This window comes from Streptomyces sp. NPDC057302 (assembly GCF_042667685.1).
Classification (GTDB): domain Bacteria; phylum Actinomycetota; class Actinomycetes; order Streptomycetales; family Streptomycetaceae; genus Streptomyces.
Window position 1 is genome coordinate 1 of sequence record NZ_JBHUZJ010000013.1, and the last position, 13,190, is coordinate 13,190.

Annotated in this window: 12 protein-coding genes; 8 read left to right on the forward strand and 4 right to left on the reverse strand. The window is 71.3% G+C overall.

Features of this window, described 5'->3' with window-relative positions:
- The first annotated feature begins 195 nt into the window (after positions 1-195).
- Entirely contained in the window at positions 196-1,470 is a 1,275-nt protein-coding gene (locus ACFUPX_RS12330; RefSeq protein WP_383320302.1) for an MFS transporter, read from the forward strand.
- Between the two features lie 28 nt (positions 1,471-1,498).
- On the opposite strand, the gene ACFUPX_RS12335 is transcribed toward ACFUPX_RS12330, so the two are convergent.
- Positions 1,499-1,732, reverse strand: coding sequence for a hypothetical protein (locus ACFUPX_RS12335; RefSeq protein WP_383320055.1), 234 nt, complete (start codon positions 1,730-1,732; stop codon positions 1,499-1,501).
- 82 nt (positions 1,733-1,814) lie between these two features.
- Between ACFUPX_RS12335 and map the strand changes: the two genes are divergently transcribed.
- Together map and ACFUPX_RS12345 are read left to right on the forward strand one after the other, a co-directional pair.
- Positions 1,815-2,672 carry a type I methionyl aminopeptidase gene (map, locus tag ACFUPX_RS12340; protein WP_383320057.1) on the forward strand — a complete coding sequence of 286 codons (858 nt, stop codon included), beginning with the start codon at positions 1,815-1,817 and terminating at the stop codon, positions 2,670-2,672.
- A gap of 188 nt (positions 2,673-2,860) precedes the next feature.
- Positions 2,861-3,517, forward strand: a complete 657-nt coding sequence (locus ACFUPX_RS12345) for a heme oxygenase (biliverdin-producing) (protein ID WP_383320059.1) — start codon at positions 2,861-2,863, stop codon at positions 3,515-3,517.
- A gap of 129 nt (positions 3,518-3,646) precedes the next feature.
- Here the strand turns inward: ACFUPX_RS12345 and ACFUPX_RS12350 are convergent, their stop codons facing one another.
- The 3 genes from ACFUPX_RS12350 to ACFUPX_RS12360 form a co-directional block, all read right to left on the reverse strand.
- Entirely contained in the window at positions 3,647-4,306 is a 660-nt protein-coding gene (locus tag ACFUPX_RS12350) for a PhzF family phenazine biosynthesis protein (RefSeq protein WP_383320061.1), read from the reverse strand.
- Positions 4,307-4,324: 18 nt separating this feature from the next.
- Positions 4,325-5,830: an HtaA domain-containing protein gene (locus ACFUPX_RS12355; protein ID WP_383320063.1), complete on the reverse strand. Its 1,506-nt coding sequence runs from the start codon at positions 5,828-5,830 to the stop codon at positions 4,325-4,327.
- A 70-nt stretch (positions 5,831-5,900) separates the two neighbouring features.
- Positions 5,901-7,373, reverse strand: coding sequence for an HtaA domain-containing protein (locus ACFUPX_RS12360; RefSeq protein WP_383320065.1), 1,473 nt, complete (start codon positions 7,371-7,373; stop codon positions 5,901-5,903).
- Positions 7,374-7,506: 133 nt separating this feature from the next.
- Between ACFUPX_RS12360 and ACFUPX_RS12365 the strand changes: the two genes are divergently transcribed.
- From ACFUPX_RS12365 to efeB, 5 genes are all read left to right on the forward strand, one after another.
- Positions 7,507-8,520, forward strand: coding sequence for a hemin ABC transporter substrate-binding protein (locus ACFUPX_RS12365; protein WP_383320067.1), 1,014 nt, complete (start codon positions 7,507-7,509; stop codon positions 8,518-8,520).
- 5 nt (positions 8,521-8,525) lie between these two features.
- Positions 8,526-9,617 carry a FecCD family ABC transporter permease gene (locus ACFUPX_RS12370; RefSeq protein ID WP_383320304.1) on the forward strand — a complete coding sequence of 364 codons (1,092 nt, stop codon included), beginning with the start codon at positions 8,526-8,528 and terminating at the stop codon, positions 9,615-9,617.
- Entirely contained in the window at positions 9,614-10,459 is an 846-nt protein-coding gene (locus ACFUPX_RS12375) for a heme ABC transporter ATP-binding protein (RefSeq protein WP_383320069.1), read from the forward strand. The genes ACFUPX_RS12370 and ACFUPX_RS12375 overlap by 4 nt, the downstream gene beginning before the upstream one ends.
- 212 nt (positions 10,460-10,671) lie before the next feature.
- The gene (gene efeO / locus ACFUPX_RS12380; protein ID WP_383320071.1) at positions 10,672-11,835 is read left to right on the forward strand and encodes an iron uptake system protein EfeO; all 1,164 of its coding nucleotides are present in this window, start codon (positions 10,672-10,674) and stop codon (positions 11,833-11,835) included.
- A gap of 71 nt (positions 11,836-11,906) precedes the next feature.
- On the forward strand, positions 11,907-13,175 hold the full coding sequence (gene efeB, locus ACFUPX_RS12385) for an iron uptake transporter deferrochelatase/peroxidase subunit (protein ID WP_383320306.1): 1,269 nt from the start codon (positions 11,907-11,909) through the stop codon (positions 13,173-13,175).
- Positions 13,176-13,190: the final 15 nt, after the last annotated feature.

The window sequence follows — 13,190 nt, forward strand, 5'->3', positions numbered from 1 at the left end:
CCACCCACCGTTTTCCCCCTTTGGGTGGGCCCCTCCCCCCCCCCGCCCCCGCGGGCCAAGGGGGGGGGGGGGGGGCCCACCCCCGCCGCGAAGCGGCGGCTCGGGTCCGCTGGGCCAGGCCGGTGCGAGGGGGGCATGAGGCGCCTCGCCAGGGGAAATCCGGTTGCTCCGCGGGCCCCGCTCCGCCGACCATGGCTGCTCGTGGCCCTCTCCTCCGTTCTGCCCGACCTCTCCCCCTGGCGCTCCACGCGTGACTTCCGACTGCTCTGGGTCCAGGGGCTCGTCACCACCTTCGGCAGCTTCATGGCCCTGGTCGCGCTGCCGTTGCAGATCAAGGACCTCACCGACTCGCCGCTGGCGGTCGGGGCGATGGGCGCGGTCGAGCTGGTGCCGCTGATCGTCTTCGGCCTCTACGGAGGCGCGCTGGCCGACGCGGTCGACCGGCGCAAGGTGATCCTCCTGACCGAGGCGGGGCTCGGCCTGCTGGCGGCCGTGCTGCTCGTGAACGCGCTGCTCCCCGAGCCGCTGCTGTGGCCGCTCTACGTCGTGGCCGCCGGAGTCTCCGCGCTCGCGGGGCTCCAGCGCCCCGCGCTCGACTCCCTGATGGCCCGCATCGTGCCGCACGACCAGCTCATCGCCGCCACCGCGCTCAACTCACTGCGCTGGAACGTCGGCGCGATCGCCGCCCCCTCGCTGGCGGGCGTCGTCGTCGCCTACGCCGGGCACGCACCCGCGTACGCGGTGACGGTGGTCTCCTTCGCCGTCTCCGTGGCCCTGTGCGCCCGCATCGCACCGGCGCCCGCCGCGCACGACGCGGAGAAGCCGTCCCTGCGGGGCCTCGCGGAAGGCGCGCGGTACGCGTGGTCGCGGCCGGTGCTGCTGGGCACGTACGCGATCGACATGGCGGCGATGTTCTTCGCGTTCCCGAACACGATCTTCCCGTTCCTCGCGGAGGACCTCGACGCCCAGTGGTCGCTCGGCCTGATGTACGCGGCCGGGGCGGTCGGCTCGCTGCTGCTCAGCCTGACCAGCGGGTGGACCTCGCGGGTGCGACGGCACGGGCTGCTCGTCGTGTTCGGGGCGGCGGGGTGGGGCCTGGCGATCACCGCCGCCGGGTGGTTCGGCAACGTATGGCTGGTGCTCGTGTGCCTGGCCCTGGCCGGCGCGGGCGACATGCTCAGCGGGCTCGGCCGCTCCACGATCTGGAACCAGACGATCCCGGACGAGCTGCGGGGCAGGCTCGCCGGCATCGAGGTGCTCTCCTACAGCGTCGGCCCGCAGCTCGGCCAGGTCCGCGCGGGGGCGGCCGCCGGCTGGACCGGCACCCGCAGCGCGATCTGGTCGGGCGGCCTCGCCTGTGTCGCCTCGGTCGCCGCGCTGACGGCGGTGCTGCCGAAGCTGCTCTCGTACGACGCGAGCACCGACGAGGACGCGCTCCGGCGCCGGGAGATGTCCACGCCGACCGGCTGACGCCGGTGGCGGCGTGCCCGGCGGCGGATCAGGCGCCGCCCCCCTCGCCCCGGGCGTCCTTGTCGTGCCACTTCGGGTCGGTCTCCCACTCCAGGTTCCGCTCGGCGGCGGTCTCCATCGCGCGCTGGGCCTCCTCGCGCGACGCGTAGGGCCCGAAGCGGTCCTTGCCGGGGCAGTCGGGGCCTTCCTCCACCGTCTGGTGCTCCAGGCAGTAGTACCACTCGCCCGGCTTTCCGACCGTCCGCTTCTTGAACAGCGCCATGGCCCGCTCCTCTTCTCAGTACCGCTGGATCCCGCTCTCTCTTCGCCATGCTGCCCCACGACCGCTGGTTAGACTCGCTGGCATGTCTGGCCAGTCACTGCTCGTCCCAGGGGAGCTCTCCCCCATCCGCCCCGTTCCGGGAAACATCAGGCGCCCGGAGTACGTGGGGAAACCCGCGCCCACCCCGTACACGGGGCCAGAGGTGCAGACCCCCGAGACCATCGAGCTGATGCGCACCGCGAGCCGTATCGCCGCGCGCGCGATGGCCGAGGCCGCCAAGCACATCGCGCCGGGGGTGACCACCGATGAGCTGGACCGCGTCGCCCACGCGTACATGTGCGACCACGGCGCCTACCCCTCCACGCTCGGCTACCGCGGCTTCCAGAAGTCGCTGTGCACCTCGGTCAACGAGGTCATCTGCCACGGCATCCCGGACTCCACCGTCCTGAACGACGGCGACATCATCAACCTCGACGTGACCGCGTACATCGGCGGGGTGCACGGCGACAACAACGCGACGTACCTGGTCGGGGACGTCGACGAGGAGTCCACGCTCCTCGTGGAGCGGACCCGCGAGTCCCTCGACCGCGCCATCAAGGCGGTCAAGCCCGGCCGCCAGATCAACATCATCGGCCGCGTCATCGAGTCGTACGCCAAGCGGTTCGGCTACGGCGTCGTCCGCGACTTCACCGGCCACGGCATCAACACGTCCTTCCACTCCGGCCTGATCGTCCCGCACTACGACAGCCCGCACGCGACGACCGTGATCAAGCCCGGCATGACGTTCACCATCGAGCCGATGCTGACGCTCGGCACGTACGAGTACGACATGTGGGAAGACGGCTGGACGGTGGTGACGAAGGACCGCAAGCGGACCGCGCAGTTCGAGCACACGCTCGTGGTGACGGACACCGGGGCAGAGGTCCTCACGCTCCCCTGAGCCCGGGGCTTCGCCTTCGCGCTTGATCTTCACGCATCAGTGGGTGCCGAAGCGGGTAGCTTTTTTACCGACAGGACGTCGGGAACCAGTTGACTTAGGTAAGCCTAACTTGGATGATCGGTGCAGGCGACGCCGGTTCCGGCCGGTTCCCGTCTTTCTTCGGCTTTCTTCGGCTTCGGAGGTCCCTCATGGATCCGTTCTCCACGGTCATCCGCACCGCGTCGCACGAGCAGCACACGGAGGCCGAGACCTCGACGTTCATGAGCGACCTCCTCGGCGGCAGGCTGGGTGTCGACGCGTACGCGCGCTACACGGAACAGCTGTGGTTCGTGTACCGCGCCCTCGAGGAGGGCGCGGCGGCGCTGAAGGACGATCCGGTCGCCGGACCGTTCATACAGCCCGAGCTGTTGCGCGTCGCGGAGCTGGAGCGGGACCTCGCGCACCTGCGGGGCGCGGGCTGGCAGGCCTCGGCCGCACCGCTGCCCGCCACGGCGGCGTACGCGGCGCGGGTCGCGGAGTGCGCCCAGGAGTGGCCGGGGGGTTACGTGGCCCACCACTACACCCGCTACCTCGGCGATCTCTCCGGCGGCCAGATCATCCGCGGCAAGGCGGAGCAGACGTGGGGGTTCGCCCGCAAGGGCGACGGGGTCCGCTTCTACGTCTTCGAGTCGATCTCCAACCCGGCCGCGTTCAAGCGGGGCTATCGGGAGCTGCTGGACGGGCTCGGCGAGGTCGTGTCCGACGAGTTGGAGCGGCAGCGGATCGTGGACGAGTGCAAGCGCGCTTTCGCTTTGAATACCGGGGTGTTCCGTGAGCTGGGCGAGGAGTTCCCGCTGTCGGCTTGAAATCCGCCCGTCCGGCGGTTGAGGACGAGCTCGGCGGAGCCGGTGATGACGGTACGCACGAGGCCCTCGCGCCGAGCGAGTCTTCGGGAAGGGGCGGGGTTGGGGAAATGAACCGCCGGAGGCAGAACCTCAGCCCCCACCCCACCGCACCCGTCCCCCCACCTCGATCAACCCACCCGGCGCCGGCGCCGCGAGGATCTGCGACCCGCGCCCCTGCGTGATGTTCAACGCCCGGCCCAGCTCCGCGCACAACAGCAGCGCCGCCGCCCCCGTGGCCTCATCCTCCCGGATGCCGTCATCACGCCCGGGAAAGCCCCGGGCCCGCACCCGCCCGCCCGCCTCGTCCTCCCAGGCCCACGCGTAGACCCACTCCCCCGGCGGAGGCACCGCCAACGCGTCCACCTCGGCCGGGCTGGCGTACGCGCGCAGGGTCCGGCCCGGCGCCCACTCCGCGCGCGCCGCGATCCAGCTGAACTCCCCGTCCTGGCGGGCCTCCACCACGCCCGCGGGCGTGACGAGTTCAGGGACGTCGAGCAGCCAGGACGTACCGACGCAGGGGTGCCCGGCGAAGGGGAGTCGCAGCGTGGGGGTGTAGATGTCGATGACCCCGCGCTCGGGGTCGTCGACGAACACCGTCTCGCTGAAGCCGAGCTTCCCCGCGAGTTCCTGCCGCTCGTCCCGCCCGGGAACGCGGGCCCCGTCGCGCACGACACCCAGCTCATTGCCGTGCCGACCGTCGGGCCCGCAGAAGACTCGCAGGACGTCGAGTCCGTCAAGTAGTTCTGTCACCCGGGCATTCAAACATCCTCAGGAAGTACGGCGCCGGGCCACGAAGACCGCTCCCGCGCCCGCCACGACGATCGCGCCCGCCGTTCCGAGCAGCGCGCCCGTCGGCACCGACGCACCGGTGGACGCCATGGAGCCGCCCGTACCGCCGCCGACCGTGCCGCCGAGGTCGGACGAACCGCCGCCGGTGGAACCGCCGGTGGAGCCACCGGCGGAGCCGCCGCTGCCGCCCGGCAGAGCAGCCCCGTCGGCGACCGCCAGAGCCACCGTCACCGGGTCGATCGCGTCGCCCGCCTTGTAGCCGGACGGCGCGTCCTCGCTCTCGAACTGCTTCGCGCCCGCCGCGGTGAACGCCGCCGGGACCTTGTCGAGCACGACGACGTCGTTCTTCGCCGTGTACGACGCCTTGGAGAGGTCGAGCGTCGCGAACTTCACGTCGTTGTTGGTGCCCTTGGGGGTGGTCACGTCCACGGTCAGCGTGCCCTTGGTGCCGTTCGCGGCCACCTTGATGTCGCTGAACTTCATGTCGATGCCGTGCGCCTTGTACTGGAAGCGGACGGCGCCGCCGAAGGACGCGTTCAGCTTCTTCGCGTCGCTGTCCACGTCGCCCTTGGCGTACGGGAAGTCGTAGCCGCTGCCGCTCTTCTTGGCGCCGCCGGAGAGCGTGGCGCCGCCGCCGGACTCGATGTACCGGCGGAAGGTCTCCTTCACGCCCCAGCCGAGCGAGCCGTCGTGGACCTCGCCCGCGGGCTGCCCGGTGCCGGACGTCGGCTTCGGGGTCCCGGTGGCCGTGCCCGTCGGCTTCGGGGTCCGGGTGGGCTTCTCGGTCGGCTTGGGCGTCTGGGTGGGCTTGTCCGTCGGCTTGGGCGTCTCGGTCGGCTTGTCGGTCGGCTTGTCCGTCGGGGCGCCGCCCGGCTTCACCGAGAGGGTGGCCGGGTCGAGCTTGTCGCCCTCCTTGTACATGCCGTTGAACGCCTTGGCGCCGTCCGCCGTCAGCGTGGCCGGGATGTCCTTGTAGGTCATCGCGCCGCCCTCCCCCGTGCCGGGCCTGATGCCGGTCAGGTCGAGCTTGGCGAGGTCGATGTCGTTCTGGGCGGTGCCGTTGAGGCTGACGTCGGCCTTGATGGCGCCGGTCGTGCCCTTGGTGCTGACCTTCACGTCGGCGACCTTGATGTCGAAGGCGTGGGCCGTCGAGGAGAAACGGACGCTGCCCTTGAAGGCGACATCCGTGGCGTGCGTCCCGGTGTCGTACGTCCCCTTGCCGTCGGTGAAGGTGAACACACCGTTGCCGGCGGCCTGCTTGGCGCCGTCCGTGGCCTCGATCTTGCCCGCGGCCATGCCCGTGACGTACTTGCGGAACGACTCCTTGAAGCCCCAGTCCAGCGTGCCGTCCTTCAGTTCCATCTTCGGCGCCGCGGCGCCTTCGCTGTCCGCGGCGAGCGCCGGAAGGGTCAGGGCGGTCGCGCCGAGCGTGACCGCGGTCGCGACGGCTGCCGCGAGGGTTATGGGACGACGGTTGGCGGCCATGGTCAGGCTTCTCCTTGAGAGATGGGTAGGAAAGCAAGTGGTGAGCACAGGGGTGTGCGAGCCGTGAGGGTCAGGAGTCCGAGCCGGGCGCGTCGCCCGTCGCCGCACGCTTCTTGCGTACGACCCCGAACGTGACCGCCGCGGCGAGCAGCACCGCCACGCCCGCGCCGATGCCGATCGGCAGAGCGGGCGAGGAGGAGTCGGAGGCGTCCGAAGCGGTGTTCTCGGTCTGCAGCCCGGTGGCCTTCTTCGCCTGCGGTGTCGGACTCGCGGAGGAGCCGAGGTCCGGCAGCGCGGGCAGTTCCGCGTCGGCGTCGAGGCCGACGGCGAGCGAGAGCGGGTCCATGGCGGAGCCCGCCTTGTACATGCCGCCGAACGCCTTGGCGCCGTCGGCGGTGAGCTTGGAGGGCACTTCGGTGAGGGAGACGAGCCCGTCCTTAGGCTTCAGCTCCTCGGCCGCGAAGGTGATCAGCGGGGCGTTCTTGAGCGTGACGCCCTTGCCGTCCTTGCTGCCCTTACTCTCCGAGCCCTTGCTGCGGACGTCCGCCGACAGCGTGCCCTTGCCGTCCTTCACCTCGACGGCGACCTTGCTCAGCGCGAGGTCCAGGCCGTGCTCACCGGTGAAGCGCACCGCGCCCGCGAAGTCCGCGTCCAGGGTCTGCTTCTTCTTGTCGTACGTCCCCTCGCCCTGGGGGAAGCGGAAGAGCGCGCCCCCGTCCTGGGCCCCGGCGGACAGCTTCCACTCACCCTTGGCGATGGAGCCGGTGACGTACTCCCGGAAGGTGCGGCGCACGCCCCAGTCGACGGCGGCGTCCTCGATCCGCCCCGCTTTCGCTTTCCCCTTCTCGGACTCCGGGGACTTGGACGGCTTCGGCGCGGGCTTCTTCGACGCCTTGTCGGAGCCGGGCTTCGCCGCGAGGTCCGTCGACAGGCTCACCCGGTCCAGCTCGGTGCCCGCCGTGTAGTACCCGGCGAACGCCTTGGCGCCCTGGGAAGTGAGCGTCGCGGGGAGGTTGTTGAGGGCGATCGGGCCCGCGCCGCCCGTCATGTCGATGCCGGACATGCCGAGGCTCGCGAGCGGCACCTGGGCGCTGGTCGTGACCTTGCCCGTGCCCTTCTCCTTGCTGACCATGTCGGCGTAGAGCGTGCCGGAGCCGCCGGAGATCTTGACGGTGGGGCGGCTGATGGTGAGGTCCAGCTCGTACGAGCCGCCCTTCTTGTGCCCGAGGAAACGCACCCCGCCCGAGAACCCGGCGCTGAACGCCCCGCTGTCCGGGTCGTACGAGCCCTTCGCCGAGTGGAAGCGGAACTGGCTGCCGCCGACCGTGGCGGCCCCGCCCCGCAGCGTCGAACTCCCCTGGGCTATCGGACCGGTGACGTAGCTCTGGAAGGAGGATTTGATGCCCCAGTCGAGCCGTCCGCCCTGGACCGTACGGTCCTGCGCGTGTGCGGTGGCCGCCGGCAGCAGTGCTCCGACGAGTGCGGTGAGCACGGCCACGGCTCCGGCGCGGGCGATGGCTCGCGCCTGTCTTGACGACGACATGGGACCCCTCCAGGTGTGGCTAATGAGGTAAGGCTAACCTAAACTACGATCACTCCGGCCGGAACCCCCATCCCGGCCACCCGGGCCCCAGCAGACCCTCAACAGCACGACAGGACGGTGGACTTCGGTGCGTATGCCGCGCTCACTCCGTATCGCCGGCGCGTGGACCGCCGTTCTCGCCCTGGCCCTCACGGGCTGTGGATCATCGGCGGACGGGGGTGACGCGACCTCCCCGAAGGCGAAGGCGGCGGCTTCCGCGCCCGACCGGATCGAGCCGCTGAAGACCCGCCCCGACCCGGCGCTCCCCGCCACCGTCACATCGGCCGACGGCAAGAAGGTCACCGTCGAGGACACGAGCCGCATCGTGCCGCTGACCGGCAGCCTCAGCGAGATCGTCTTCACGCTCGGGCTCGGCGAGCACGTCGTGGCCCGCGACATCACCGCGACCTTCGAGCAGGCGAAGAAGCTGCCGGTGGTGACACGTGCGCACGACGTCTCGGCGGAGAGCGTCCTGTCCCTGAAGCCGACGGTCGTCCTCGCGGACACCTCGACGGGGCCTGCCGAGGCCATCGGCCAGATACGTGACGCGGGCATCCCGCTGGTCGTGTTCGACCCGGCGAAGGGCCTCGACGACGTGGGCCCCCGGATCGACGCGGTGGCCAAGACGCTCGGGGTGCGGAAGTCGGGCGACGAGCTCAGGTCCCGTACGCAGGCGCGCATCGCGAAGGTGCGGGGGGCCATCCCGGCCGCCGCCCGCACCGAGAAGCCCCGCGTCGCCTTCCTCTACCTGCGCGGCTCCGCCTCCGTCTATCTGCTCGGCGGCCGCGATTCCGGCGCGAGTTCGCTCCTGGAGGCGGCGGGAGCGGTCGACGCGGGCAAGGAGTCAGGGCTGCGGAGGGACTTCACGGCGATCACCAGCGAGGCGCTGGCCAAGGCGGCGCCCGACGCGATCCTGGTCATGTCCAAGGGGCTCGAATCCGTGGACGGCGTGGACGGCCTGCTCAAGATCCCGGGTGTCGCCGAGACCCCCGCCGGGCTCGACCGCCGCGTCGTCTCGATCGACGACGGGGTGCTTCTGAACTACGGGCCGCGGACGGACCAGGTCCTGAAGTCTCTGGTGGAGCAGTTGTACGGGAGCGCGAAGTGACCGTCCTGACCAAGCCGGCGGACGGGCAGGCAGCGTCGCAAGAGCCGCGCAAGCCGGGCGGTGGCCGCCGCCGGAGCGCGACCGCCGCGCTGACCGTCGGCCTCGTCGCCGTCCTCGTCGTCCTCTGTCTCCTGTCCGCGGGCATCGGCGCGTACGACATTCCGCTCGGGGACGTCCTCAGCTCCGTACAGCACCGGATCGGTCTCGGCGGGAGCGCGCTCGACCGGGTCGGTGAGAGCGTCCTGTGGAACGTGCGGCTGCCGCGCGTGACGCTCGCGCTGCTCGTCGGGGCGTGCCTCGGCTGCGCGGGGGCGCTCATGCAGGGCGTGTTCGGCAATCCGCTCGCCGAGCCCGGTGTCATCGGGATCTCGGCGGGCGCGGCCGTCGGCGCGGTGGCGTCGATCGCGCTCGGCCTCAGCTTCTTCGGGAACTGGACCGTGACGGTCTGCGCGTTCGTGGCCGGGCTCGCGACCGTGCTTCTCGTGTACGCCCTTTCGCGCGACGGCGGGCGCACGGAGGTCGTCACGCTCATCCTCACCGGGATCGCGGTGAACGCGTTCGCGGGAGCGCTGATCGGGCTCTGCATCTTCTTCGCCGACAACGCGCAGATCACCCAGATCACCTTCTGGCAGCTCGGCTCGCTCTCCGGTGCGACCTGGCCGAAGGTGCTCGCGGTGCTGCCGTGCGCGGTGGCCGGTCTCGCCGTGGCGCCGCTGTACTCGCGGAAGCTGGACCTCCTCGCGCTCGGCGAGCGGCCCGCGCGGCATCTCGGCGTCGACGTCGAGCGGCTGCGGCTCGTCCTGGTCCTGGTGGTGGCGCTGCTGACCGCAGCCGCCGTGGCCGTGGCCGGGATCATCACGTTCGTCGGGCTCCTCGTCCCGCATCTGCTGCGGATGGCGGCGGGGCCCGGCCACCGCTTCCTCGTGCCGGGCAGTGCGCTGGGCGGGGCGGTCGTCCTGGTCGGCGCGGATCTCGCGGCGCGGACGGTGGCGGCGCCCGCGGAGCTGCCGCTGGGGGTGCTCACCGCGCTCTTCGGGAGCCCGTTCTTCTTCTGGCTGCTGCGCAGGACCCGTCGTAAGCAAGGGGGTTGGGCATGATCACGCGGATTGCGGAGCGGCTGTTCCCGTCCGGGCGCGGGCGTGCGCTGCCGGGGGCCGTCGCCCCCGGCGATCCGCTCGCCGAGGCGTCGGAGCTGGTGGTGCGGCTCGGGGGGCGCGAGGTCCTTGCCGGGGTGTCGCTCACCGCGCGGGCGGGCGAGGTGCTTGCCCTGGTCGGGCCCAACGGGGCCGGTAAATCAACCCTGTTGGCCGCGCTCGCCGCCGACCTTCCGGCCGACGAGGGGGTCGTACGCGTCTGCGGGCGGCCCACCACGGCGTGGCCCGCGCGCGAACTGGCCCTGCGGCGGGCCATGCTGCCGCAGTCCGCCGCGCTCTCCTTTCCCTTCGCGGTCGAGGACGTCGTACGGATGGGGCGTGCGCCCTGGGCGGGTACGGCACTGGAGGACGACGACGACCGGATCGTGCGGGAGGCGATGGCCTCGACGGAGGTCGGCGAGTTCGCCGCCCGTCCCTTCTCCGCGCTCAGCGGGGGTGAGCGGGCGCGGGTGGCGCTGGCGCGGGTCCTTGCCCAGCGGGCGCCGCTGCTTCTCCTCGACGAGCCGACCGCCGCGCTCGATCTGCGCCACCAGGAGCTGGTGCTGCGGGTGTGCCGGGAGCGGGCCGCCGCGGGGGACGCGGTGGTGGTGGTGCTGCACGATCTCGGGCTCGCGGGGGCGTACGCGGACCGGGTGGCGGTGTTGCGGGGCGGGGTCGTCGCCGCGGAGGGGGCGCCGGCCGGGGTCTTCACCGGCGAGCTCCTCACCGAGGTCTACCGGCAGCCCGTCGAGGTCTTCCCGCATCCGCGTACGGGTGCTCCGGTGGTGGCGCCGGTGCGGGGGTGAGGCCGCTCTCGGCCCGGGCGACCAACCCCGTTTGACCCGCCCTTTACCACTCCATGAAGCCCCCATCACCCCACCGTGACACCCCCGTGAGCGGCTTCGAACGGTGAGAGGTGAATCACGGAACGGCTGGGTATCGACCAGGTAAGGCTCAGTTAAGTTAGGTCCGCCTCACTGGCATGTCGGAACGTTCCGTGAACCGTCTTGGAGCCCTTATGCGCCCCGCCCGTCTCCCCGTCGCCACTGCCGTCGCCGCAGTGGCAGCGCTCACCGCCGTCACGGGCTGCACCGAGAAGAGCGACGCAAAAGGCGGTGGCAACACCGTCCAGGTGACCGCCACCGACGACAAGTGCGAGGTCTCCAAGACGAAGCTCTCCGCCGGGCACGTCGAGCTCGCCATCGAGAACAAGGGCTCCAAGGTCACCGAGGTCTACCTCCTCTTCCCCGACGACCGCATCGTCAGCGAGCGCGAGAACATCGGCCCCGGCACGAAGCAGAAGCTCACCGCCGAGGTGAAGTCCGGCTCGTACGAGATCGCCTGCAAGCCCGGCATGAAGGGCGACGGCATCCGCCAGAAGGTCACCGTCAGCGGCGGCAAGACCGTCAAGCGCGACCCGCGTCTGGACAAGGCCGTCGCCGACTACCGCGCCTACGCCCAGGAGCAGGCCGACGCGACGCTGCCCAAGGTGAAGCTCTTCACCGACGCCGTCCGCGAGGGCGACATCGAGGCCGCGAAGAAGGCGTACTCCAACTCCCGCATCGGCTGGGAGCGCACCGAGCCGGTCGCCGAGTCCTTCGGTGACATCGACCCGAAGGTCGACGTCCGCGAGGACGGTCTGGAGGAGGGCCAGGACCTGGAGAAGGACTGGACGGGCTGGCACCGTCTGGAGCGGGCCCTGTGGAAGGACAAGAAGATCGGTGAGCGCGAGAAGGAGCTCGCCACCCTGCTGGACAAGGACTTGAAGGACTGGCAGAACCGCGTCGGCAAGGCGGAGATCACCCCGACCTCCATGGCCAACGGCGCCAAGGAGCTGCTCGACGAGGTCGCCACCGGCAAGGTCACCGGCGAGGAGGAGCGCTACTCGCACACCGACCTCGTCGACTTCAAGGCGAACGTCGAGGGCGCGGAGAAGGCGTACGACCTGCTCAAGGACGTCGCTTCGGAGAACGACCCGGCGCTGACCAAGGAACTCGACAAGCAGTTCGCGGCCCTGGACAAGCTGCTCGGCAAGTACCGCCAGGGCGGCGGCAAGGACTCGTACACGTTCACGTCGTACGACAAGGTCGGCAAGGCGGACCAGAAGGAGCTCCAGGTGGGCGTCGACGCGCTCGCGGAGCCGCTGTCGAAGCTGGCCGCCGCCGTCGCCAAGAGCAAGTAGCGGCAGGGGGTACCGGAACGATGAGCGAGACCACGAGCGATACCGGCGGCGGCGACAGCGACAGCGCGTCCATGTCCGCGTCCGTGCCCGTGCCCGTGTCCGACCAGCAGGCCGAATCCGGCACCCCCTCACGGCGTTCGCTCCTCGGCTGGGGCGGTGCGGGGCTCGCGCTCGGCGCCGCCGTGACCGGGGGCGCGGTGGCGGTGGCCCGGTCCGGGGACGAGGCCGTGCCCGCCGCTTCGGCGGGCGGCGCGGTCGCCTTCCACGGCACGCACCAGGCGGGCATCGCGACCGCCGTCCAGGACCGGCTGCACTTCGCCGCGTTCGACGTGAAGACGGACGACCGCGAGCAGTTCGTGCAGCTCCTGAAGGACTGGACGAAGGCCGCCGCGCGGATGACCTCGGGGCACGAGGTCGGTGAGGGTGCCTTCGGCGGGCTCGCGGAGGCGCCGCCGGACGACACCGGCGAGGCGCTCGGCCTCAAGCCTTCGCGGCTGACCCTGACCATCGGCTTCGGTCCGGGCCTCTTCGAGAAGTTCGGGCTCGCGGACCAGCGGCCCGAGGCCCTGGTCGACCTGCCGAAGTTCCCCGGCGACAATCTGGACAGGTCCCGTGGCGGCGGCGATCTCTGCGTGCAAGCCTGCGCGGACGACCCGCAGGTCGCCGTGCACGCCATCCGCAATCTCGCCCGCATCGGCTTCGGCAAGGTCGCGGTGCGCTGGTCGCAGCTCGGCTTCGGCAAGACGTCCTCCACGACGCCGGGGGCGCAGACGCCTCGTAACCTGTTCGGCTTCAAGGACGGCACGCGCAACGTGTCGGGCGACGACGACTCGGCGCTCGCCCGGCATGTGTGGGTCGGCGAGAAGGACGGGCCCGGCTGGATGGCCGGGGGCTCCTACCTCGTCGCGCGCCGCATCCGTATGAACGTCGAGACCTGGGACCGTACGTCGCTCGGGGAGCAGGAGGACATCTTCGGGCGCGACAAGGGCAAGGGCGCGCCGGTCGGCAAGGCCGACGAGCACGACGAGCCGTTTCTGAAGGCGATGAAGCCGGACTCGCACGTCCGGCTCGCGCACCCGGACACCAACGACGGTGCGAAGATCCTGCGCCGCGGCTACTCCTTCACGGACGGCACCGACGGCCTGGGGCGGCTGGACGCGGGGCTCTTCTTCCTCGCGTACCAGCGGGACGTGCGCACGGGGTTCATTCCGGTGCAGCGCACGCTGGCGCGCTCCGACGCGCTCAACGAGTACATCCAGCACGTGGGTTCAGCGGTCTTCGCGATCCCGCCGGGCGTCCGCGGCGCGGACGACTGGTGGGGCCGGGCACTGTTCGGCTGAGGGGATCTGAGACAG

Excerpts from the sequence above, each read along its gene's own strand:
- ACFUPX_RS12335 (WP_383320055.1), bottom strand. The coding sequence starts at position 1,732 with ATGGCGCTGTTCAAGAAGCGGACGGTCGGAAAGCCGGGCGAGTGGTAC.
- ACFUPX_RS12345 (WP_383320059.1), top strand. The coding sequence starts at position 2,861 with ATGGATCCGTTCTCCACGGTCATCCGCACCGCGTCGCACGAGCAGCAC.
- ACFUPX_RS12360 (WP_383320065.1), bottom strand. The coding sequence starts at position 7,373 with ATGTCGTCGTCAAGACAGGCGCGAGCCATCGCCCGCGCCGGAGCCGTG.
- ACFUPX_RS12355 (WP_383320063.1), bottom strand. The coding sequence starts at position 5,830 with ATGGCCGCCAACCGTCGTCCCATAACCCTCGCGGCAGCCGTCGCGACC.
- ACFUPX_RS12375 (WP_383320069.1), top strand. The coding sequence starts at position 9,614 with ATGATCACGCGGATTGCGGAGCGGCTGTTCCCGTCCGGGCGCGGGCGT.
- ACFUPX_RS12365 (WP_383320067.1), top strand. The coding sequence starts at position 7,507 with ATGCCGCGCTCACTCCGTATCGCCGGCGCGTGGACCGCCGTTCTCGCC.
- efeB (WP_383320306.1), top strand. The coding sequence starts at position 11,907 with ATGTCCGCGTCCGTGCCCGTGCCCGTGTCCGACCAGCAGGCCGAATCC.
- map (WP_383320057.1), top strand. The coding sequence starts at position 1,815 with ATGTCTGGCCAGTCACTGCTCGTCCCAGGGGAGCTCTCCCCCATCCGC.
- efeO (WP_383320071.1), top strand. The coding sequence starts at position 10,672 with ATGCGCCCCGCCCGTCTCCCCGTCGCCACTGCCGTCGCCGCAGTGGCA.